General features: G+C 59.2%; 16 protein-coding genes. 7 read left to right on the top strand and 9 right to left on the bottom strand.

Features of this window, described 5'->3' with window-relative positions; genetic code table 11:
* Positions 1-70: 70 nt before the first annotated feature.
* Complete coding sequence (locus I6E51_RS07660) at positions 71-2,149, bottom strand: type IIA DNA topoisomerase subunit B (protein WP_197105746.1); 2,079 nt, start codon at positions 2,147-2,149, stop codon at positions 71-73.
* A 215-nt stretch (positions 2,150-2,364) separates the two neighbouring features.
* Here I6E51_RS07660 and I6E51_RS07655 point away from each other — a divergent pair, with 215 nt between their 5' ends.
* Complete coding sequence (locus tag I6E51_RS07655) at positions 2,365-2,583, top strand: hypothetical protein (RefSeq protein ID WP_197105747.1); 219 nt, start codon at positions 2,365-2,367, stop codon at positions 2,581-2,583.
* A gap of 73 nt (positions 2,584-2,656) precedes the next feature.
* On the top strand, positions 2,657-3,658 hold the full coding sequence (locus I6E51_RS07650) for a sugar-transfer associated ATP-grasp domain-containing protein (RefSeq protein WP_197109884.1): 1,002 nt from the start codon (positions 2,657-2,659) through the stop codon (positions 3,656-3,658).
* A gap of 56 nt (positions 3,659-3,714) precedes the next feature.
* On the opposite strand, the gene I6E51_RS07645 is transcribed toward I6E51_RS07650, so the two are convergent.
* From I6E51_RS07645 to I6E51_RS07635, 3 genes are all read right to left on the bottom strand, one after another.
* A complete protein-coding gene (locus tag I6E51_RS07645) occupies positions 3,715-4,413 on the bottom strand; it encodes a coenzyme F420-0:L-glutamate ligase (RefSeq protein ID WP_197109883.1) in 699 nt (232 codons plus the stop codon).
* A 7-nt stretch (positions 4,414-4,420) separates the two neighbouring features.
* Complete coding sequence (locus I6E51_RS07640) at positions 4,421-5,761, bottom strand: RNA polymerase sigma factor (protein ID WP_197109882.1); 1,341 nt, start codon at positions 5,759-5,761, stop codon at positions 4,421-4,423.
* A gap of 212 nt (positions 5,762-5,973) precedes the next feature.
* Positions 5,974-6,909, bottom strand: coding sequence for a proteasome assembly chaperone family protein (locus I6E51_RS07635; protein WP_197109881.1), 936 nt, complete (start codon positions 6,907-6,909; stop codon positions 5,974-5,976).
* Between the two features lie 101 nt (positions 6,910-7,010).
* On the opposite strand from I6E51_RS07635, the gene I6E51_RS07630 reads away from it, so the two are divergent.
* The 3 genes from I6E51_RS07630 to sucB all read left to right on the top strand — a co-directional run bounded on the left by I6E51_RS07630 (position 7,011) and on the right by sucB (position 11,581).
* Positions 7,011-8,498: a leucyl aminopeptidase gene (locus I6E51_RS07630; protein WP_197109880.1), complete on the top strand. Its 1,488-nt coding sequence runs from the start codon at positions 7,011-7,013 to the stop codon at positions 8,496-8,498.
* Between the two features lie 99 nt (positions 8,499-8,597).
* Positions 8,598-9,971, top strand: a complete 1,374-nt coding sequence (gene lpdA / locus I6E51_RS07625; protein ID WP_197109879.1) for a dihydrolipoyl dehydrogenase — start codon at positions 8,598-8,600, stop codon at positions 9,969-9,971.
* Between the two features lie 59 nt (positions 9,972-10,030).
* Complete coding sequence (gene sucB / locus I6E51_RS07620; RefSeq protein ID WP_197109878.1) at positions 10,031-11,581, top strand: 2-oxoglutarate dehydrogenase, E2 component, dihydrolipoamide succinyltransferase; 1,551 nt, start codon at positions 10,031-10,033, stop codon at positions 11,579-11,581.
* Between the two features lie 11 nt (positions 11,582-11,592).
* Here the strand turns inward: sucB and I6E51_RS07615 are convergent, their stop codons facing one another.
* Positions 11,593-13,071, bottom strand: coding sequence for a hypothetical protein (locus tag I6E51_RS07615; protein ID WP_197109877.1), 1,479 nt, complete (start codon positions 13,069-13,071; stop codon positions 11,593-11,595).
* A 178-nt stretch (positions 13,072-13,249) separates the two neighbouring features.
* On the opposite strand from I6E51_RS07615, the gene I6E51_RS07610 reads away from it, so the two are divergent.
* The gene (locus tag I6E51_RS07610) at positions 13,250-13,975 is read left to right on the top strand and encodes a DUF4191 domain-containing protein (protein WP_197105756.1); all 726 of its coding nucleotides are present in this window, start codon (positions 13,250-13,252) and stop codon (positions 13,973-13,975) included.
* A 93-nt stretch (positions 13,976-14,068) separates the two neighbouring features.
* On the opposite strand, the gene I6E51_RS07605 is transcribed toward I6E51_RS07610, so the two are convergent.
* Entirely contained in the window at positions 14,069-14,473 is a 405-nt protein-coding gene (locus tag I6E51_RS07605) for an RDD family protein (protein WP_197109876.1), read from the bottom strand.
* 137 nt (positions 14,474-14,610) lie between these two features.
* Between I6E51_RS07605 and glnA the strand changes: the two genes are divergently transcribed.
* Positions 14,611-16,047, top strand: coding sequence for a type I glutamate--ammonia ligase (gene glnA, locus I6E51_RS07600; protein ID WP_197105758.1), 1,437 nt, complete (start codon positions 14,611-14,613; stop codon positions 16,045-16,047).
* Positions 16,048-16,116: 69 nt separating this feature from the next.
* Here glnA and I6E51_RS07595 read toward each other — a convergent pair whose 3' ends face one another.
* The 3 genes from I6E51_RS07595 to I6E51_RS07585 are packed head-to-tail and all read right to left on the bottom strand — an operon-like array spanning position 16,117 to position 20,531.
* A complete protein-coding gene (locus I6E51_RS07595; RefSeq protein WP_197109875.1) occupies positions 16,117-17,565 on the bottom strand; it encodes a UDP-glucose/GDP-mannose dehydrogenase family protein in 1,449 nt (482 codons plus the stop codon).
* Positions 17,566-17,587: 22 nt separating this feature from the next.
* Positions 17,588-19,054 (bottom strand): glycosyl hydrolase, encoded by a 1,467-nt coding sequence (locus I6E51_RS07590; protein ID WP_197109874.1) that lies wholly within the window; start codon positions 19,052-19,054, stop codon positions 17,588-17,590.
* On the bottom strand, positions 19,038-20,531 hold the full coding sequence (locus tag I6E51_RS07585; protein WP_197105761.1) for a glycosyltransferase family 2 protein: 1,494 nt from the start codon (positions 20,529-20,531) through the stop codon (positions 19,038-19,040). The genes I6E51_RS07590 and I6E51_RS07585 overlap by 17 nt, the downstream gene beginning before the upstream one ends.
* Positions 20,532-20,735: the final 204 nt, after the last annotated feature.

The following is a 20,735-nucleotide window of genomic DNA, read 5'->3' as shown; positions in this document are numbered from 1 at the left end:
GGCAGCCCTCTCGCTGCTTCGTTCACCATCAGTGCCGGGCCGTCGACGACGCCCCGCATCCGCTTGGCAACTAAATGTCGATGCGGTCCCGGTCGAGACCCTGCCCCTGAATGATGAACTCCTTGCGCGGAGCAACTTCGTTGCCCATCAGAAGCTCGAAAACACTTCCCGCGCTCTCGGCATCCGAAATATTCACGCGACGGAGTACGCGGTTGTTGCGATCCATTGTGGTGGTTGCCAGCTGGTCGGCATCCATCTCGCCGAGGCCCTTGTAGCGCTGAATAGGATCCTGATAGCGCTTGCCCGATTTCTTGAGCCCGGCGAGCACGCCGTTGAGTTCCTTTTCGGAATACGTGTAAATAGTCTCGTTGGGCTTAGAGCCCGGATTGATTACGACGACGCGGTGCAGTGGCGGCACTGCGGCGTACACCCGCCCGTCGCGAATCATGTCGGGCATGTAGCGGAAGAAGAGCGTAAGCAGCAGCGTGCGGATATGAGCGCCGTCGACGTCTGCATCGGCCATGATGATGACCTTGCCATAGCGCGCTGTCGACAAATCGAAGCTACGCCCCGAACCAGCTCCAATGACTTGGATGATCGACGCACACTCCGCATTCGACAACATGTCGCTGATGGATGCTTTTTGGACGTTGAGAATCTTGCCTCGAATGGGCAAAAGGGCCTGGTATTCGCTATCGCGGCCGAGCTTCGCTGTGCCGAGCGCCGAGTCACCCTCGACGATAAACAATTCGCTGTTTGCGACATCGTTGGAGCGGCAGTCAACAAGTTTGGCGGGAAGACTCGAGCTTTCAAGCGCGTTCTTGCGACGCTGAGTTTCCTTGTGAGCGCGCGCAGAAATGCGCGACTTCATTTCGGCGACGACCTTGTCGAGCACTAGCGCTGCCTGTGACTTGTCATCTCGCTTGGTTGACGTAAAGCGCTCGGAGAGCGCGGCCGCCACCACCTTGGCGACAATCGCCCGTACCGCAGGTGTACCTAGGATCTCCTTGGTCTGCCCCTCGAACTGCGGCTCAGGAAGACGAACGGTCAACACGACCGTGAGGCCCGCGAGCACATCATCCTTATCGAGCTTGTCGTTACCGAGCTTCAGGCGACGAGCGTTCTTCTCCGTTTCGGCACGCAAGAACTTGAGCAGGCTTTGCTCGAACCCTGCGAGGTGCGTTCCGCCCTTGGGCGTCGCAATAATGTTGACGAAGCTTTTGATCACGGTGTCGTAGCCGGTGCCCCAGCGCAGTGCAACATCCACGACGCAGTCGCGGGAGACCTCGGTGGAAACCATGTGGCCATTGTCTTGCAGCACCGGCACACTCTCAGTGAACCCGCCGGATCCTGTGAGGCGCCAAATGTCGGTGATGGGTGGATCAACGGCCAGATGCTCAACGAACTCAGAGATGCCGCCCTCGAACGAGAACGATTCGCGGATGGGTTCTTCACCACGCTCATCTGACACATTCAGGGTGAGGTTAGGAACCAGGAACGCGGTCTGGCGTAGGCGGTCGATCAGCCCCTCAGACTGGAAACTCGCGCCCTTCGTGAAGATTTGGCGATCAGCCCAGTAGCGCACTCTTGTGCCAGTACGCCCCTTGGGAACCTTGCCAATAACGCGCAGTTCGCTGCCCGACACGTAGGGGCTGAACGGAGCATCCGGAGTTGGTTCACCTGTATCGGCGAAAGTGCCTGGCTCGCCGCGATGGAACGACATCGCGTAGGTCTTGCCATTGCGGTCGACTTCGACGTCGAGTCGCTCCGAAAGGGCATTCACAACCGAAGCGCCCACTCCGTGGAGCCCGCCAGATGCGGCATAGGAGCCCGAACCGAACTTTCCGCCCGCGTGCAGCTTGGTGAAAACCACTTCGACGCCGGTGAGACCTGTCTTGGGCTCAACATCGACCGGGATGCCACGGGCCTTGTCGCGAACCTCAACGCTTTCGTCGGCGTGCAGGATGACGTTGATCTCTGAACCGTGCCCATCGAGCGCCTCGTCCACCGAGTTGTCGATGATCTCCCACAGGCAATGCATGAGCCCGCGGGAGTCGGTGGAGCCGATGTACATACCCGGACGTTTACGAACGGCTTCAAGCCCTTCGAGTACGGACAGGTGACGGGCTGAGTAGTCAGAGCTCGCCATAGTGATCTCCTAGGGTTTGACGACGGAAGGCCATCTTCTAGAGTACGTTCTCCGCCCGACATTGCTGCTCACCGACACCCGCTGCCCCGTGCACACCGCCAGCCGTCAACCGCGCTACGCGCTGAGCGAAATGCCCGCAATGTAGGAAGAATCTTCAGGCACCCATGCTTGTATAGGCGTACGGAATAACAACCGCAAGCAAGAAGGAGTAGGCCATGTCGAACATTGCAACCGAAGACACCCCAGTCGATGAGATGGACTACACCCTCACGGCGGCTGACCGCTGTGACAGTTGTGGCGCGCAGGCATATATCCGCGCCACGCTCGCCAGTGGCGATCTTCTCTTTTGCGCCCACCACGGCGCCAAATTCAAAGACAAGCTGTTCCCGACAGCGATTAAGTGGCACGACGAGTCCAGCCGTCTGAATGCATAACGTAGCGTTGAGCATCATCAGATAGTTTGCTCGCCGCCGACACGTGTGTCGGTATGACCTTCGTAGGAGAACTGTGAAGCGCATCCGGCACTACGTGTCGCGACTTATCTCGCTCGACGTATCAAACATGCTCGCCGTCGCGCGAGCAATCAGTAAACGCAGCGGTACGCCCGTGATTGCGATTCTGCTCGACATGGTGTGGTGTTCCCTTGTCTATCAAGCGGGCTACCTCGACTACGAAGAGTTCGAATTCAACGTTCTCAGTCGTGCTGAACGCCGCACGTGGATTACGAGCGGCAACGCCAACTCCATCGTTGTGAAGTACAACCAGCGCGAGTACCGCGAACGTTTCTATGACAAGCCGACCTTCAACACCACTTTCGACAAGTGGCTTGGTCGAGCCTGGCTCGACTTGAGAACGGCTTCCGAAGCTGACTTCGTCGAGTTCGTCGCGCACCATGACCCCATCATGGTGAAGGTTGTCGACAGCATGAGCGGTGCCGGCATCGAAAAGCACGGCGGCGACGATCTCGCTGACGCGCATGCTCTGTACCGAGAGCTCATGGACAAGCGCCAGTTCCTGGTCGAAGCGTTTCTCAAGCAGCACCCCGGGATGTCTGCACTCTGCCCCACCAGCGTGAACTCGTTGCGGATGATCACCTTCTTCGATGGCACCGATGTGCACATAATGGAAGCCGTGCTGCGAATGGGCAATGGCGCCGACGTTGACAACTATGGTCGTGGTGGCATGTACACCGTGCTCGACGAAAAGACCGGAATTGCCAACTACGGCGCCTTCGACAAGTACGCCAACACCTTCACCGTGCATCCCCAGACCGGCACCCCGATCGTGGGGTTTCAGGTTCCGCTGTACGACGACGTGCTCGCCATGCTCGACACGGTCAGCCGCATCATCCCAGAAATCCCGTATGTCGGCTGGGACGTCGCGATCACGCCAAACGGACCGGCAATCATCGAGGGCAACTACAACACTGGTGTCTTTCAGATGAAGCCGAGTCTCACTGGAATCAAGACAGGCCTGTTGCCCAAGTTCCGCGAAGTCATCGACTTCTAGGGCATTGCTCCCCCGGCCAGTTCACCTTGCGGTGGCTGGCTGGTGCCGAAGTGTTGCTAAGCCCGACGGATGACGCCAAGCGGCGTACTTTGGTGATCTTGCCCTAGAGGGTTGTCTTTCAATACCTTGAGCGCGAGCGCGTTGTTGGCCTTGGTTGTCGTTGACCCGAGGATGTTGCCACCGAAGTCATTGATGTCTACGACGAGAACCTCAATGTTGCGGCCGAGAGCGACCTTGATGTCTTGCGCGACACCATCTGGACGCGCGGGGCCGAGCACCACGTGCGAGTTGTAAGGCGGAATGGTGTTCTTCGTCGGACCATCGATCGCACGAGCCTTGGGCCCGGCAATGCGATAGAAGTCGCCACGACGCCCCACAAGCTTGGTCACCGCTGCGACAGCAGCCGCGAACAGGATGCGCGGCGTTCCGCACTCCCTCAACGCCATCTCCATCGTCTCGGGCATGCCGAGACCGATACCGTGCGACGTTTTCGTAACGTACTTCGAGAGGAAGGTCGCAAGCTTGCGTGGCTCGACCTCAGAGATCGGGTAGGCCCGCCCCTGAGTGATGCCCACGATTTTCTCGGTCACGAAAAACAGGTCGCCATCCTGCACGACAGACGAAGCGTACTCCGATACGACCTGAACGATGTCGTCTTCACGAACCACCAATCGAGTCTTGATGGGAAGCCGTTCATAGACGGCCCCATCAACCTCAACAGTGAGACTTTTTCCAGCGTTCGCTTCAGCACCCATTATTGGCCTATTCGAGGTAGTCGCGCAGTGACTGCGAGCGTGACGGGTGGCGCAATTTCGCCATCGTCTTGGACTCGATCTGACGGATGCGTTCGCGAGTTACGCCGAACGTGTCGCCGATCTGGTCGAGAGTCTTGGGCATTCCGTCGCCCAGGCCGAAACGCATGCGGATAACTCCGGCTTCGCGCTCCGAAAGGGAATCGAGAAGGCTTTCAAGCTGCTTCTGCAGCATCGTGAAGCCCACAGCATCCGCCGGAACAACTGCTTCAGTGTCTTCGATAAGGTCACCGAACTCACTGTCACCGTCTTCACCAAGCGGTGTGTGAAGCGAGATGGGCTCGCGGCCGTACTTCTGAACCTCGACGACCTTTTCTGGCGTCATGTCGAGCTCACGCGACAGCTCTTCGGGGGTAGGTTCGCGACCAAGGTCCTGAAGCATCTGGCGCTGAACGCGAGCAAGCTTGTTGATGACCTCGACCATGTGCACAGGAATACGAATGGTGCGAGCCTGGTCTGCCATCGCGCGTGTAATGGCCTGACGGATCCACCACGTTGCATAGGTCGAGAACTTGAAGCCCTTGGTGTAATCGAACTTCTCGACTGCACGAATCAGACCCAAGTTGCCCTCTTGAATGAGGTCAAGGAACTGCATGCCGCGACCGGTGTAACGCTTAGCGAGCGATACGACGAGGCGGAGGTTGGCACCGAGCAAGTGGCTCTTGGCCCGCTGACCATCTTTAGCTACCCACTGAAGTTCTCGACCGAGAGTCGAACGCACTTCACCGGGGGCCATTTGTGAAAGCTTGTCTTCAGCGAAGAGGCCGGCCTCAATGCGCATCGCGAGCTCAACTTCTTGAGCGGCGTTGAGCAGAGCAACCTTACCGATTTGCTTCAGGTAATCCTTGACAGGGTCGGCGGTAGCGCCAGTAATGGCTGCCGAGTAGACAGGAACTTCGTCTTCGTCATCGACGAGCGAAAGAACGAGCGCACCTGTGGGCAACGCCTCGTCTTTACTCGTTGACTTTTCTTCTTGCTCGTCTTCGGCCTTCGCCTCTTCGCCGTCTGCCTCAACGATTTCTGCAGCTGCAGCTGCAGCTGCCTTTTTGCTCCTCGTCGCCGGCTTTTTGGCGGCAGGCTTCTTGGCGGTTGACGCAGCAGCAGTCGACTTCGTCGTCGCAGCTTTCTTCGTCGTTGCCTTAGTAGTCGTGCTCTCGGCGCCTTCTGCGTCGGGGGCTACTTCTTCGACTGCAGCGGCAGCTTTACTACGCGTGCCAGCCTTTGTGGCTGCTTTAGCAGGAGCCTGCTTTGCTGCGGGTGCGGACTCTGCAGCCTTCGTTCGGGTCGCCATCTGAACACCTTTCTGAGGTTTTCGGGCAGTACTAAGACCCATGTCAAGCCTCCGCCCATCTCACCGCATGGCGAAACAGATCGAGAAACAAGACCGGGTCTTACTCCTATTATGCCACGCTTTTCTCATGCTTCGCACCATGCGGGTGACGGAGCAAAGCGGACACCCTTAGCCCCAGCGAAGAGAATCGCGGATGCCGCACACCGCGGGTACTACAAAGGGAGACCAGAGGTGCCGTCAGTGTCACCAGCGCGTTTGATGGCAAGGAACTTCTGCAACTCGGCGGCGATTTCGTCTGCTGAAGGCAGCTCTCCAGCTTCATCCGTCAACGGCGACCGCATGGGGTTCTCTTCCATGTAGTTGTCGTGTCGCTCTTCCAACGTTCCTACTAGGCGAGCAAGTTCTTGGTTGCTCTCAACCTGACCATCAATCTTTGCGACGAATGCGCGCCCTTCTTCACGAAGGCGATCCGTGGGGAAGATCAATCCGGTTGCAGCACTCACACTCTCGAGCGCCGTTACGGCAGCGGTCGGCCATTCGGTGTCGGCGAGGTAGTGCGGAATGAGAAGCACGAAGCCGGCGACGGGATGCCCGATCTCCTGCAAGCGGTACTCAATCACATGCATTGCGTTAGCAGGCACCTGAGTGTGGGGCTTCCACACTGAAAGTGAGTCGATGAGCTCCGAGCGATTGCCACTCACGGTGACCCCGATGCTGCGCGTGTGCGGCACCGGCATCGGGATGGAACTCAGCCACGTGGTCGACTTAACGTCGAGCTTCGAAATGAGCCTCAACACTGCTGCCGAGAATCGCTCCCACTGGAAGTCAGGTTCGTAACCCGTGAGAAGCAGGAAGGGCTGCCCCAGCTCATCCTTCGCCAAGTAAAGCTCGAGCTTGGCTGGACGGTAGTCACTCAAATGGTCCTGATCAAAATAGATCGTGGGACGACGCGCTCGGTAGTCCAGGAGAGCATCATTGTCGAACGATGCGACAACGGTGCGTTCAAGGGTGTCGAGCAGATATTGGCTCACTTGACTGACGGCACCACCGGCATCCGCAAAGCCCGTGAGTCCCGCTACAAGAGGAAGACCGCGCGGCACTCCAGCAACATCGGTGGCGATGTCATATAAACCGGCTGGATCTCGCATGCCTCCACTCTAATCGCGGGTGCGATGGCATCCTTCTGTTTCGGCTCCACAGCGTCAAGCTCCTAGCGAACACGAAGGCGGATGCTGGTTATCATGAGGACATGACCGTTGCTACGTTGCACTTGTCCACCGCGCCCGCCTCCGAAGTCGAATCCGATGTTCTCGTTATCGGGGTGGTGAAAACCGACACCGGGCCGAAGCTTGTAGACACGTCGTCGCAACTTGCAGCGTTCGAGCAGGCCCTGAGCGTCATTGGCGCGACCGGTGCCGCTGACGAACTTCACCGCATTCCTGCCACCAATATCGCCGCTCCGGCAGTCGCCTTCATCGGTCTCGGAGATGCCTCCCCCACCGTCGAATCCTTGCGTTACGCCGCCGGTTCAGCCGCTCGCCAATTGCGAGGGGCACCGCACATCACTCTGTCCCTCGGAGCGCAGTCGAGTGAGGAAACGCTCGCTGTACTCGAGGGCGCTGCGATCGGCGCTTACTCCTATGATGCTTATCGCTCAACTACTCCCGAAGCGAGCAAGAAGCTCGCAACCGACATCACCGTAGTGAGCCCCATTGCGGATGCCGCGCTCATTGAACGCGCGACCGTAATCGCTTATGCCACGCACGTCACTCGCGACATGGTCAACGAGGCCCCCCGAGAGCTCTACCCCGAAACCTTCGCCGATCGTGCGAGTGAACTCGCGTCGCTCGACAACGTCGCAGTAGAGGTCTACGCAGAAAAAGAACTCGAAGAGGGCGGCTTTGGTGGAATTCTCGGAGTCGGCCAAGGATCCACTCGCGGTCCTCGCCTCGTAAAAATCAGCTACACCCCTTCTGACTCCGCAAAGCACCTCGCACTTGTTGGCAAGGGAATCACGTTCGATTCGGGCGGGCTCTCGCTCAAGCCTGGACTCGGCATGATCGGCATGAAGTTTGACATGAGCGGAGCAGCGACTGTCATGGCCGTTGTCGAAGCGTGCGCGAAGCTCGGCACCAACGTGCGATTGACCGCGTGGCTCTGCCTCGCCGAGAACATGCCCTCTGGCAGCGCAATTCGACCCAATGACGTGTTGACAATCCGCGGCGGAAAAACCGTCGAAGTTCTCAACACGGATGCCGAAGGTCGACTTGTCATGGCTGACGGTCTGGTCGCTGCCAGCGAAGAGAACCCCGACGCCATCGTGGACATTGCAACACTCACCGGCGCAGCCGTTGTCGCTTTGGGTAACCGCTACGCCGGCACGATGGGTGATAAAGCTCTCGTCAACCAAGTGGTCGCGGTTGCAGACCGTGTGGGCGAGCCCTTCTGGGCGATGCCGATTAGCCCTGAACTCCGCCCACTGCTCGCGTCTGATATTGCCGATATCGCCAATATCAAGCCAGGCAACACCGCTGGAGGCATGCTCATCGCGGCCGCGTTCCTTAGGGACTTCGTAGGAAAGCGCCCCAACAGCACCGAAACCATCCCGTGGGCTCACATCGATATTGCCGGTCCGTCAGACAACCGCGGCGGAGGTTGGGGCTACGTCGGCAAGGGCGCCACTGGAATCGGTGTTCGAACACTCATTGAACTGGCCGAGGAATTTTCTCGTCCGTAGTAAGGTTTTTTAAACGCGGGATCTTTCCGCACCATCCGGTCGCACTGACTACACACAGTGCGTTCCGACGAAAAATTTCCTTACAGAGGAGCTGCTGTATTGGCTGAGCACAATTTTGACCTTGTCGTTCTTGGTGGAGGAAGCGGTGGCTACGCAGCTGCGTTGCGCGCCGCCGAACTCGGGATGACCGTTGGCCTGATCGAGAAGAACAAGCTCGGTGGCACTTGCCTGCACGTGGGCTGCATTCCGACCAAGGCGCTTTTGCACTCCGCAGAGGTCGCTGACGTGACGCGCGAAGCAGCGAAGTATGGCGTCACCGCCACACTCGACGGCATCGACATCTCAGCGGTAACCAAGTACCGCCAAGACATCGTCGCGAGCAAGTACAAGGGCCTGCAGGGCCTCATCAAGATGCGCGGTATCACCGTCATCGAGGGCGAAGGCAAGCTCGTCGCGCCCAACACCGTTCAGGTTGGCGAAGACACCGTAGTAGGCAAGAACGTCATTTTGGCGACTGGCTCCTACTCTCGCTCGCTGCCAGGACTCGAAATCGGTGGCCGCGTCATCACCTCCGAACAGGCACTTGAACTCGACTTCGTTCCGAAGAAGGTCGCAGTGCTCGGTGGCGGCGTCATCGGCGTTGAATTCTCGAGCGTCTGGAAGAGCTGGGGAGCCGACGTCACCATTATTGAAGGTCTCCCCCACCTCGTTCCCATGGAAGACGAGTCGGTCAGCAAGCAGTTTGAACGAGCATTCCGCCGTCGTGGCATTAACTTCCACACCGGCGTTCGCTTCAAGAGCGTCGAGCAGAACGACGACGGCGTCGTCGTTACTTTGGAAAACGGCGAAACGGTCGAAGCCGAGCTCCTGCTCGTTGCCGTCGGCCGTGGCCCGTCGACCGCTGGACTCGGCTTCGAAGAAGTCGGCATTGAGATGGACCGCGGCTTCGTTCTCACGAACGAGCGCCTCGCCACCAACATTCCTGGCGTCTACGCCGTCGGAGACATCGTTCCTGGCCTCCAGCTCGCTCACCGTGGATTCCAGCAAGGAATCTTCGTTGTCGAAGAACTCGCTGGCCTCAAGCCCATCGTGATCGATGACCTCCACATTCCGAAGGTCACGTACAGCGACCCCGAGGTAGCGTCCATCGGCCTGAGCGAAGCAAAGGCGATCGAAGCCCACGGCGCTGAGAACGTCAAGGCCTACGACTACAACCTCAGCGGAAACGGCAAGAGTGCCATCATCGGCACCGCTGGTTCCATCAAGGTCGTTCGCGTAGTCGACGGTCCAGTCGTCGGAGTTCACATGATCGGAGCCCGCGTTGGCGAACTGATCGGTGAAGCACAACTGATCGTCAACTGGGAAGCACACCCCGAAGACATCACCCCGTTGCTTCACGCACACCCCACCCAAAACGAGGCTCTCGGCGAGGCATTCCTCGCCCTGGCCGGCAAGCCGCTGCACGCGGTCTAGGCTCCGCCTAACCACGGAACTAAGCTATTGATGACAAGCATCACAAAGGAGCAGTACTGATGAGCGAATCCGTTAACCTTCCGGCACTCGGAGAGAGTGTCACCGAGGGCACGGTGACCCGCTGGCTGAAGCAAGTCGGCGAGCGTGTAGAGGTTGACGAGCCCCTGCTCGAGGTCTCCACTGACAAGGTCGACACGGAGATTCCTTCTCCCGTTGCCGGAGTCATCGAAGAGATCTTGGTTGCCGAAGACGAAACAGTAGAAGTTGGCACCGCGCTGGTAAAAATCGGCGACGGATCGGGCGGCGCAGATGCTGCTCCCGCCGCTGAGGAAGCACCTGCCGAAGCGGCTCCCGCTGCAGCAGAGGCTCCCGCTGAAGAGACTGCAGCACCTGCCGCCGAAGCGCCCGCCGAAGAGGCTGCAGCACCCGCTGCTGAAGCCCCCGCGGCCGAGCCCGCTCCCGTCGTCGAGGCGCCCGCTGCTGAAGCCGAAGCGCCTGCTGCGCCTGAAGCGCCAGTTGCCGAGCCCGCCGCAGAATCAGCGGCTCCCGCCGCTGCTGCCGCGCCGGTCGCCGCGCCCGAGGCCCCTGCCGAAGCTGCACCTGTTGCCGAAGCGGCACCCGCTGCCGAAGCGGCACCTGCTGCCGAAGCTGCACCTGCCGCGTCGGCTCCCGCCGCCGAGGAAGCGTCTGACAGCGATGACTCGCAAGCCGGATACCTCACTCCTCTCGTGCGCAAGCTCGCAAACGAGCGCGGCGTCGACGTAAGCACGCTTACGGGAACTGGTGTCGGCGGTCGCATCCGCAAGCAGGACGTTCTCGCTGCAAGCGAAGCCGCAACTGATGCTGAATCAGAGGCACCTGCTGCCGCGGCGCCCGCAGCTCGGGAAGTCTCGCCGTTGCGGGGAACCACCGTTCCGATGTCGCGACTACGCAAGGTCATCGCCGAGCGTGCCGTTCTCTCTATGCAGTCATCTGCTCAGCTCACTTCCGTCGTTGAAGTTGACGTCACTGCAGTTGCTAACTACCGCAACTCTGTGAAAGACGAGTTCTTGGCTAAGACTGGCACGAAGCTTTCATTCCTGCCGTTCTTTGCCCTTGCTGCCGCAGAAGCGTTGACCGTTCACCCGATCATCAACGCGACGATCGAAGACAATGCCATCGTGTACCCCGCCCAGGAGAACATGAGCATCGCAGTGGACACCGAGCGTGGATTGCTTACGCCCGTTATCCGCGACGCTGCGTCACTCGACATCGCAGGACTCGCTGGCGAGATCGCAGATCTTGCTCAGCGCACCCGCGACAACAAGTTGACCCCTGACGAGCTTTCGGGCGGAACGTTCACGCTAACCAACACCGGTTCACGTGGCGCTCTCTTCGACACTCCGATCGTGTTCTTGCCGCAGTCGGCAATCCTCGGCACCGGAATCGTGACCAAGAAGCCCGTAGTGATCAGCGATGCCAATGGTGATTCCATCGGCATCCGTTCGATGGTTTACCTCGCGCTCAGCTACGATCACCGCATCGTCGATGGGGCCGACGCTGCTGGCTTCCTCGTGGACGTGAAGAACCGCCTCGAAGGCGGAGACTTCGCTGACAAGCTTGGAATCTAACTGATCTCAGTTCACTCAGGTAGCGTATAGCTCCTGATTCGCCAACCGGCCTCGCTCTTCACTAGAAGTAGCGAGGCCGGTTTGCTTTCATCGGCAGAAACGAACTCGAACAGGACACTGTCTCCGAGCCGCTGAATCTCTGCGGCATCCGCGGCAGTCAACAGAACGTCGGAAGATAACTCTGCACCATTCAACACATTGTGAATGTGGGCAGAATCTGCGGCGAACGCAGGTGAATCGGAACGGGAAACTGCTTCAAGGCATTCAATCGACAGATCCCGTAGACACTCGTTTCGAGTCGAAAGCAACGCGTCAAGGGCCGCCTTGGGCTCAGCCGGGAGGTCGTTGCGCCACGACTCTGAGGCGCCCTCTTCTGATGAGCCAACGGCGATCTCCTCCCCCTCGTTCTCGCGTTCGGGGTGAGACTCTGCTGCCGACGAATCGCCATCAGCAGAAGCGACAGCGGCCGGGGCTTCGGTGCCGTCAAAAGACGCGACAACAACCGCCAACGCCACACAGAGCGCACCGACTGCAGCGAGAGCCCATGTGCGCTTTCTGATCGGGCGACACCAGTCCCGAAGAATCGTCTTGCCGCGCACAGCCTGATCCTTCGCCGCGGCAACCAGTTCGCCCACCCTGCCCTGAAGCCACTCCGGAAGGGCAACCACCGAATCGAGTTCGGTTCGCGGCGGACGCGGTCGATCATGTGGTGTCACCGCGCTACCCCGTGCGTGCTGAACAGCATCGAACGTCTGCGTCGACTCAGCGGGACCCAGGCGCACCGGCTCTGGTGCTCCCAGCGCAAACAGCCGCCGTTCACATTCCCACTGCCACTCAGCACTGCGCATGTGCTCCTCGCTGGACAGCCAAGCCAAAAGCTCCGCGATCGGCGTTCGGAGGTCATGCTCCAGCGCCATCGCCGCGATGACGCCGCTTGCCGTGACGGCATAGGCTGAGCGGTCTTCTTGGAACCACGGCGCCTCGCACAGCTCCGCTGGTGTTGGAATGCTGCCGTGCAATCGAGCCGAGCCAAAATCTCCAAAGAAGGGCATTCCGGAGCTATCGAAGTGCACAGCGTCCATTGTCAGGTTTCCGAGAGCGACGCCGGCACGGTGCACTCGATCCAATGCCGCAGCGAGCGGCGCAAGAATGGTGATTACCTCTCCGGGGCGCAGCGTTTGTCGTTCACGCATAACGCGCCTCAGCGTTATCGCGGTGCGCCAGTGCGTAATCAGCGCCGGCGAGCCATCAGGGGCCGCCGCGATATCGTCCAGTTCGACGGCGTGAGCGCCCTGCACTAGAGACAGACACTCAATCTCGGCGAGCAGGTCGAGCGCTCCGCTGTCGGGAAGCAAGCGTTTGATCACACGCACGCTCGAGGCGTCGTCCCGTTCGATATCACCACTCGGGCACGCGAGAACAAGTCGTGAGGATAAGCCCTCTGCGAGGGTGCGTACCGTGCGGTAGCCAGCTATCGAGTCGTCATTCACAACTCCATCATTTGCCCTCATACGCGCCCGCTGACGCTTGCAGCAGCCGCTTGTGGACAAGCACCATCGCACAAGATCACTCAGGACAGGACTCGGAATAGTGCTCCGCACGGGCCGACGGACGCCTCGCGTGAGAACTTCGAATCCATAGAGGCGTCAGAGGCCGTATCCTAGATGCATGGCACGCAGCGAAAAGACTCCGAAGGCTCCGAAGGCTCAAAAAGAACCCGGTCGCATCAAGCAGATGTACCAGGTCTTCCAAATGACGAGGCGCTACGACAACCTCGCAATCTGGTTCTTCCTCTTGGCTTTCCTCTTGCCCATTGTGGTCGGGCTCGTTCTGGCTTTCCTTCTCGCCGGGGACAACGTTTTCGGGTTCGTGCTTTACATCATTGCCGGTGTAATGGCTGGCCTTCTCGCGTTCCTCATTGTTTTGGGACGCCGCGCAGAACGCGCCGCCTACTCGCAAATTGCCGGCCAGCCCGGTGCTGTCGGTGCCGTGCTCAAGAGTTCGCTGCGTCGCGGTTGGACCGCGAGCGAAATGCCTGTTGCGATCAGCCCTAAGACGCAGGATGCTGTTTACCGCGCAATCGGCAAGGGTGGCATCGCGCTCATCGGCGAAGGACCCCGCAGCCGCACGCAGAAGATGTTGGAAGATGAGCGTCGCAAGATGAATCGCTTCCTGCCCAATGTTCCCGTGCACTTCATCTATGTCGGACCCGACGCGGACTCCGTTGCGTTGCACAAGCTCGCACCCACCCTCGGCCGTCTCAAGAACGTTCTTCGCAAGCCCGAGATTCTCGCAGTCTCCAACCGGCTGACGTCACTCGACAAGAACGGCCTCCCGATTCCTAAGGGAGTCGACCCCATGAAGGCCCGCGCACAGCGCTCACAGCGCGCCTAACAATCCGCATCACCCTTTCGCGCTTCCAGAGCCGATGAGCCACAGAGCCAATGAGCGACTGTGCTCGTCGGCTCTGTCGCGTTAACCCGGAGGTTAGCGTCGAACGAGCAGCGTGCCTGCGATGCGGTCGTGCATACCTCGCTGATCGACATCCCAAATGACGGCGGGAATGACGAGCGCCATCAACAGAGTGCGCACGATGGGCCGCCAGATGCCGAGGTAGCCCCCAGCAAGGGGAACGACGCGCATTCCAGTGATGAGATGTCCGAAGCTGCCGTTTGTGGTGATCAGCACAACGATCTGGGCTGCGACGAAAACACCGAGAGTGGCGAACGCGTCGTAGTTGAAAAACGCTATCGATACGACGACGGCAAAGCCCCAGTCGATAGCGAGAGCAACGAGCCTGCGCCCCAGTCGGCCAATCGAACGCGGGCCTTCCGCTGGGAGCCCAAAGCGCTTACCTGGCCATTCATCGGGAATTTCTTGATGCTGATTCACTGGTTCAGCCTAACGAATCGCAGCTCCGTAACATGCCGGAAACAATTCGGAGATGATTGCGAAATCCTTCTTCTGTACCCTAAGAGATGGTTGTAACGACAGCCGATCATCAAATGAACCCCTTGGAGTTCCACTCAATGTCTCATCCGAAGTTTTCCAATTCGTCTGAGGTTCTTGATTTTATCAAGGACACAGACGTCAAGTTCGTCGACATCCGGTTTACCGACCTCCCCGGTATCCAGCAGCACTTCAACATCCCCGCCGCCGCAGTTGATGAAGACTTCTTCGCTGTCGGCCAGCTCTTCGATGGTTCATCGATCCGTGGCTTCCAGTCGATCCACGAGTCGGATCTCCAACTGATCCCTGACGTCACGACCGCCTACGTCGACCCCTTCCGCGTCGAGCGCACCCTCGTCATCATCTTCGACATCTACAACCCCCGCAACGGCGAGATCTACGCTCGCGACCCGCGCCAGGTTGCCAAGAAGGCCGAAAAGTACCTCGCTTCGACCGGGATCGCCGACACCGCGTTCTTTGCCTCCGAAGCAGAGTTCTACATCTTCGACGATGTTCGCTACGAAGTAAGCGCCAACAAGAGCTTCTACGAAGTCGACTCCAGCGAAGGCGCTTGGAACAGCGGACGCACCGAAGCCGGCGGAAACCTCGCCAACAAGACCCCCTTCAAGGGCGGCTACTTCCCCGTCTCCCCCGTTGACCAGCACGCAGACATCCGTGACGACATCGTCATGAAGCTCATCGATGTTGGACTCGAGGTTGAGCGCAGCCACCACGAGGTCGGCACTGCAGGTCAGGGTGAGATCAACTACAAGTTCGACACCCTCGTTCACGCCGGTGACGACATCCTCAAGTTCAAGTACATCGTCAAGAACACCGCCAACGAGTGGGGCAAGACGGCAACTTTCATGCCGAAGCCGCTCTTCGGCGACAACGGTTCGGGAATGCACACGCACCAGTCGCTCTGGAACGACGGAACCCCGTTGTTCTACGACGAAAAGGGCTACGGCGGACTCAGCGACACCGCTCGCTGGTACATCGGTGGACTGCTCAAGCACGCACCTGCTGTGCTCGCCTTCACCAACCCGACGGTCAACTCGTACCGCCGCCTGATCCCCGGATTCGAAGCTCCCGTGAACCTCGTGTACTCGGCTGGAAACCGTTCGGCTTCCATCCGTATCCCGATCACCGGAACGAACCCCAAGGCAAAGCGTATTGAGTTCCGCGCACCGGATGCATCGGGTAACCCTTACCTCGCGTTCGCTGCTCAGCTCATGGCTGGCCTCGACGGCATCAAGAACAAGACTGAGCCGCACGAGCCCGTTGACAAGGACCTGTACGAGCTGCCTCCCGAGGAAGCACGCCTGATTCCTCAGGTGCCCGCTTCGCTCGAAGAAGCACTTGTTGCTCTCGAAGCTGACCATGAGTTCCTCATGGAAGGCAACGTCTTCACCAAGGACCTCATCGAGACCTGGATTGACTACAAGCGTACGAACGAACTGCTTCCGTTCGCACAGCGCCCGCACCCGTACGAGTACGAACTGTACTTCGGCGTCTAAGCGCTAACACAGCACACAATAAGGGCCGCATCCTTCGGGATGCGGCCCTTATTATTTGTCCCGGCTGAGTTAGTAGGCGCTCACGAGCTGCGGCGTGCGACGAGTCAGGTCCAGTCCGATGCCATCGATTACAGGAGCACGTGACGACGACGCCCCTAGCCCGCTGAACGACCAACCAGCTGCACGCCACGTCGCGGCGTCGAGGCAATTACGGGCATCGATCATGACGCGGCTGCCGACTATCTGCCCAAGCGCCACAGGGTCGCTGGCCTTGAACTCATCCCACTCCGTCAAGACCAAGAGGGCGTCCGATCCCGCGGCAGCCTCATCGACCGAGTCGACATAGGTGAGCGTGGGGAACATCCGCTGAGCTGTTTCGGATGCTTCGGGGTCGTAGACGACGACCTGAGCTCCCCGGAGATGGAGTGCGGCCGCAACGTTGAGCGCTGGAGAATCCCGCACATCGTCAGTCAGTGGCTTGAAGGCCGCACCGAGGATACCGATTCTGCGGTTGAGAACCGAACCACCACAGGCATCGATCGCGAGACCGATGACTTGCAAGCGTTGGGACATGTTGATCTCATCGACCTGCTGCAGCAACGCCGCAGCCTTGGTAGCGCCGAGCTCACTCGATCGGTGGATGAGCGCCCGGATGTCCTTGGGAAGGCATCCGCCCCCGAAGCCCAGCCCTGCGTTGAGGAACTGCCGCCCAATGCGCACGTCGTGGCCGAGTGCGTCAGCCAGGACTGCTACATCAGCGCCCGAGGCGTCACACACTTCGGCAATCGCGTTGATGAAGGAGATCTTTGTCGCCAAGAAGGCATTCGCGCTCACTTTGACGAGTTCAGCGGTCGGCAGATCGCACACGATCACGGGGGTTCCCGTCTCGATGGGAATGGCGTAGACGGCACGCATTGCTGCTTCAGAACGCGGTGACACTCCGCCCAGAACAATCCGATCGGGGCGCAGCGTATCTTCGACTGCCTTACCCTCTCGCAGGAACTCAGGGTTCCACACCAACTCAACATTCACCTCTGCCGGGGCAGAATCGGCGATGATCGAACGCAAGCGCGCTCCCGTTCCTACCGGCACGGTCGACTTGCCGACAATTAGGCCGTCGTGGGTCAGATAGCGGGCGACCTGTCGCGTAGCTTCCTCCACGTAATCGAGGTTTGCAGCGTTACTCCCCCGCTGCTGGGGCGTACCGACACAGATGAAGTGGATGTCGGAATTCGCCGTAGCCTCAGCAAGGTCTGTCGTGAACCGCAATCGTCCGCTCGCAACGTGCGTGCGGATGAGCTCCGGAAGTCCTGGTTCGAAGAAGGGAACCTTTCCTTCGCTGAGCTGCTTTACTTTGGCCGGATCGGTGTCGACGCCGATGACATCGAACCCCATTTCTGCCATAGCCGCTGCGTGAGTCGCACCGAGATATCCGGTGCCGACGACGCTCAGTCGGGGACGTTCTGCGTCTCCATACTGACCGATGGTGTTCTGGGCTGAAGGTGCTGTGCTGTTCATGTTGTGCTCCTTATTCATCGGTTCAGCGTGCGGTGAGGGTGAAATCGCTGTCAGGTCGCGCCAAGCCCTCGATGAAGGCGGCGAGAGAATCTGCGCGAGAGTCGATGCGCCAGTCATTGGTCGAGCGCTCACCCTCGACGTAGGTGGTCACCGCAAGGTTGAACCACGAGATTCCGATGATGTCGTCGTTCTCTGGCTTCGCCAGCGACTCGAAGAGACTGGTCACCCAACCGGCTTTGTGGCCCCCCGTCTCGGATGCTCCGATTTCCGTCAGGAAGATTGGTTTATTAGTGATCCGGCGCAACTCGTTCAAACTTGCGTCAAACGTGTAGCTGAAGGTGAAGTCGTTCTCCGGCTTGTAAGCGGGGCGAAGGTACCCCGACAGTCCCACCCAGTCCACGTATTCGTCGCCCGGATACAACCCGTCGAGGAAGTCCGACGATTGATGCGTCGCCGGAAGGTTATTGATGATGTTGGGTGCCCAGATCCAGATCACGAGATCGTTGGCCCCCTCCTCGGCGAAGATATCGTGGACGTGCTGCCACATAGTGACGAAGTCACCAACGCGGTTCTCGTTAATCGAATTGCCTTGGCCGTCTGTCTCGGACCATGGATACCAGACACCGTTCATCTCGTGGTCCAGTCGGATGCCGAGAGGTAGTCCTGTCGCCACGATGTCTTTCGCGTATTGATGCAAATAGTCATCGAATGTTCCCGGCGTGCCCGCTTCAGGATCGCCGATGATAGCGGGCAACGTGTAGTCGGGCTCTTCTACCTGATCGTTGCCAGAACCAATTGGTCGTGACTCCCAGGTAAGAATCGGAAGTGTTTCCTTCTCCCACGAACGCGTGACCGCATTCGCACGGAAGTCCTCATCCCAGCCGCCAAAGTAGCCGACAACGTTCGGGTTGCTGCCCACCTTGGTAGCGGTCGAGTCGTACGTCGCCCAGTTGAACGGTGCTTGTTCGGTATAGAGCCCGAGATACGTCGAGGCTGGGTTCACGATCGCGGCCTTTGACGGGGCAGTAATAGCTGCGGGACCCGACGAAGTATTGGGCGTGTTCGACTTCGACGGTGACGCCACCGTCGCGTTTTCGGCTCGACTGGATTGAAGAGCTTTCAGCGTTCCTTCAACAGACCAGAGCTCTTGTTGGATCGCTGCCGATTGGGCATTCGTTTCTTTCAGGTTGTTCTTGGCGACACCAATCGACGCTTCAAGTTCATCAATCTCCGACAGCAGGCTCTCTTTTTCTGCCTCCCAGTCAGCGCGTTCCTCGGCCACGGTGTCCGCTTGGAGAACCGTTTTTGCTGCCGTGCTGAGAGCTTGATTTACCGTGCTGCTGGGTGAAATCCAGACGAATGCGCTTGTCGCACCGAGCGTGAGCACGAGCGCGGCACTGCCGACTCCCGTCCAGCGGGTTCGGCTGCTGCTGACAGCCCACCAGGCTGCTGCACCGTTTCGGACATGGGAACTACGAGAAGAAAACAATGGAAACCGCCTCTACTGCAAAGATTGAAAAACCGATCACGTAAGGCCATGCGGCCTTGGGGTTGAGCCGGCGTCGCTGTGGCGCCGCAGGAGCAGCTGCTCGTGTTGACCGCCTCGGAGGCGCTTCCAGCACGGCAACAGCACCAGTAGCAGTGCTTGGTTCGAAGTCCAGGTCGGCGATCGTCGCACTGTCGTGGTCGAGCTGTCCGACCAAGAGGTCGTTGGAGTTACCTCCGGCATAGGCCCCGGCACGGGTGCCCCAGCCGCTGGCATGCCCCATCCTGAAAAATCCAATAAGGCGGATGGGCATGAGGAAGGCAGTGGACACGATGATGAACGCCGGCAAGCGGAAGAAGTCCATCGGTTTCTCTGAGAGGTGCCGAATCTGTCGGATCGCCATGCTCAGTACCGAAGACACCACCATGAGCGCGAGCACGAGAAGCACTCCGCTTTGAACGCCATACTCCGAGAGGAACCCTTCGTAGAAGTTGTATCCCTGTCCGCTGATGGCGCGATAGATCCAACCAGCGATCACTCCAGCCAAAAGGAACGGCAGGATAATGTCCATCAGGAAGAAGACGGCCAGTACTGGTGCGTGCCCCAGCATCCATGGCAGCATGCGAAGCGTGTTGTATTGGCTGCCACGAGCCCAGCGCAGTTGCTGCTTGTAGAGCTTCTTGACCTCAAGCGGCGCATCGGTATAGACGAGCGAGGTGTGCTGGTACACCGTGCGGTGACCCTCTTGAAGAGCAAGGTTGGTCAGAGTGCGATCGTCGCTTACTTCAAGAAATACGCCCATGAAACGTTCGTTCATGAAGCGGTCCATGACGCGCGTCATGATCGAGCGACGGAACGCAATGGTGCGCCCCGGTAAGCAACCGACCTGTCCGAGCACGCTCTGAGCGGGCATCGAGTAGAGAGCTCGCGAGTTCTCCAGCCAGTCAGCCCAGCGAGTGATCCAGCTTCGCTCCGGTTCAAGGATGCGCTGACGTGTTGTGACGCCGCCGACCTTCGCGTCAGCGAACGGCCGCACCAGCTCCGAAAGGGTGTTGTCGGTCCAGACGGTGTCGGAGTCGACGAGAACGGTGATGTCGCCTGTCGACAGCTCCGTACCGATCATCACGGCATTGCGCTTACCGGGAATCGGCGTGTGCACCCAGCGCACCAGCGGAGCGAACTCTTCACTGATGCGTTCCAGTGTGGGGTTCGGCGCACCGTTGATGACGACGATGATCTCAGACGGTTGTTGCTCGACCATGCGGGCGAGCACATCCCGAAAGAGATCCTCCGGCTCATCGAGCACGGGCACTACTACGCTCGTCGTTCCGGTGAACGTGCCCGTATACGGACGGTAGCGCGACGACAACACGACTTTGAGCAACCACAGCGCCCAGATGAGCGACGAGTAGATTGCGAACATGTAGATCTCAGGGTGACCCTCGATCATGTGGCGAAGTTGCAGAATAAATATGAACACGGATGCCCCCGACATTGTGATTGGGAAAGGTGATCATCCGCGACGCTGAGGATGCTTCTCAGCGGTGAGTTGCTTGATTATTGCCCGATGGATTTGCCCACCGCAATACGGGTATTTCGTCGTATTACACCTCCAGGTGGTCTCACCCGGGTCAGGAGTTCGAGAAGAGTGTCGGCACTTAGGCTGTCGCATTTTGTGCACAAT

Origin of the sequence: Salinibacterium sp. NSLL17 (genome assembly GCF_015864935.1) — a bacterium.
Taxonomy (GTDB): domain Bacteria; phylum Actinomycetota; class Actinomycetes; order Actinomycetales; family Microbacteriaceae; genus Rhodoglobus.
The sequence above is the reverse complement of the archived record's forward strand: the minus strand, read 5'-3'. Positions and strand labels throughout refer to the sequence as shown.

Coding starts and splice junctions, on each gene's coding strand:
- I6E51_RS07660 (WP_197105746.1), bottom strand. CDS start 2,149: ATGGCGAGCTCTGACTACTCAGCCCGTCACCTGTCCGTACTCGAAGGG.
- I6E51_RS07655 (WP_197105747.1), top strand. CDS start 2,365: ATGTCGAACATTGCAACCGAAGACACCCCAGTCGATGAGATGGACTAC.
- I6E51_RS07645 (WP_197109883.1), bottom strand. CDS start 4,413: ATGGGTGCTGAAGCGAACGCTGGAAAAAGTCTCACTGTTGAGGTTGAT.
- I6E51_RS07640 (WP_197109882.1), bottom strand. CDS start 5,761: ATGGCGACCCGAACGAAGGCTGCAGAGTCCGCACCCGCAGCAAAGCAG.
- I6E51_RS07635 (WP_197109881.1), bottom strand. CDS start 6,909: ATGCGAGATCCAGCCGGTTTATATGACATCGCCACCGATGTTGCTGGA.
- I6E51_RS07630 (WP_197109880.1), top strand. CDS start 7,011: ATGACCGTTGCTACGTTGCACTTGTCCACCGCGCCCGCCTCCGAAGTC.
- sucB (WP_197109878.1), top strand. CDS start 10,031: ATGAGCGAATCCGTTAACCTTCCGGCACTCGGAGAGAGTGTCACCGAG.
- I6E51_RS07610 (WP_197105756.1), top strand. CDS start 13,250: ATGGCACGCAGCGAAAAGACTCCGAAGGCTCCGAAGGCTCAAAAAGAA.
- glnA (WP_197105758.1), top strand. CDS start 14,611: ATGTCTCATCCGAAGTTTTCCAATTCGTCTGAGGTTCTTGATTTTATC.
- I6E51_RS07595 (WP_197109875.1), bottom strand. CDS start 17,565: ATGAACAGCACAGCACCTTCAGCCCAGAACACCATCGGTCAGTATGGA.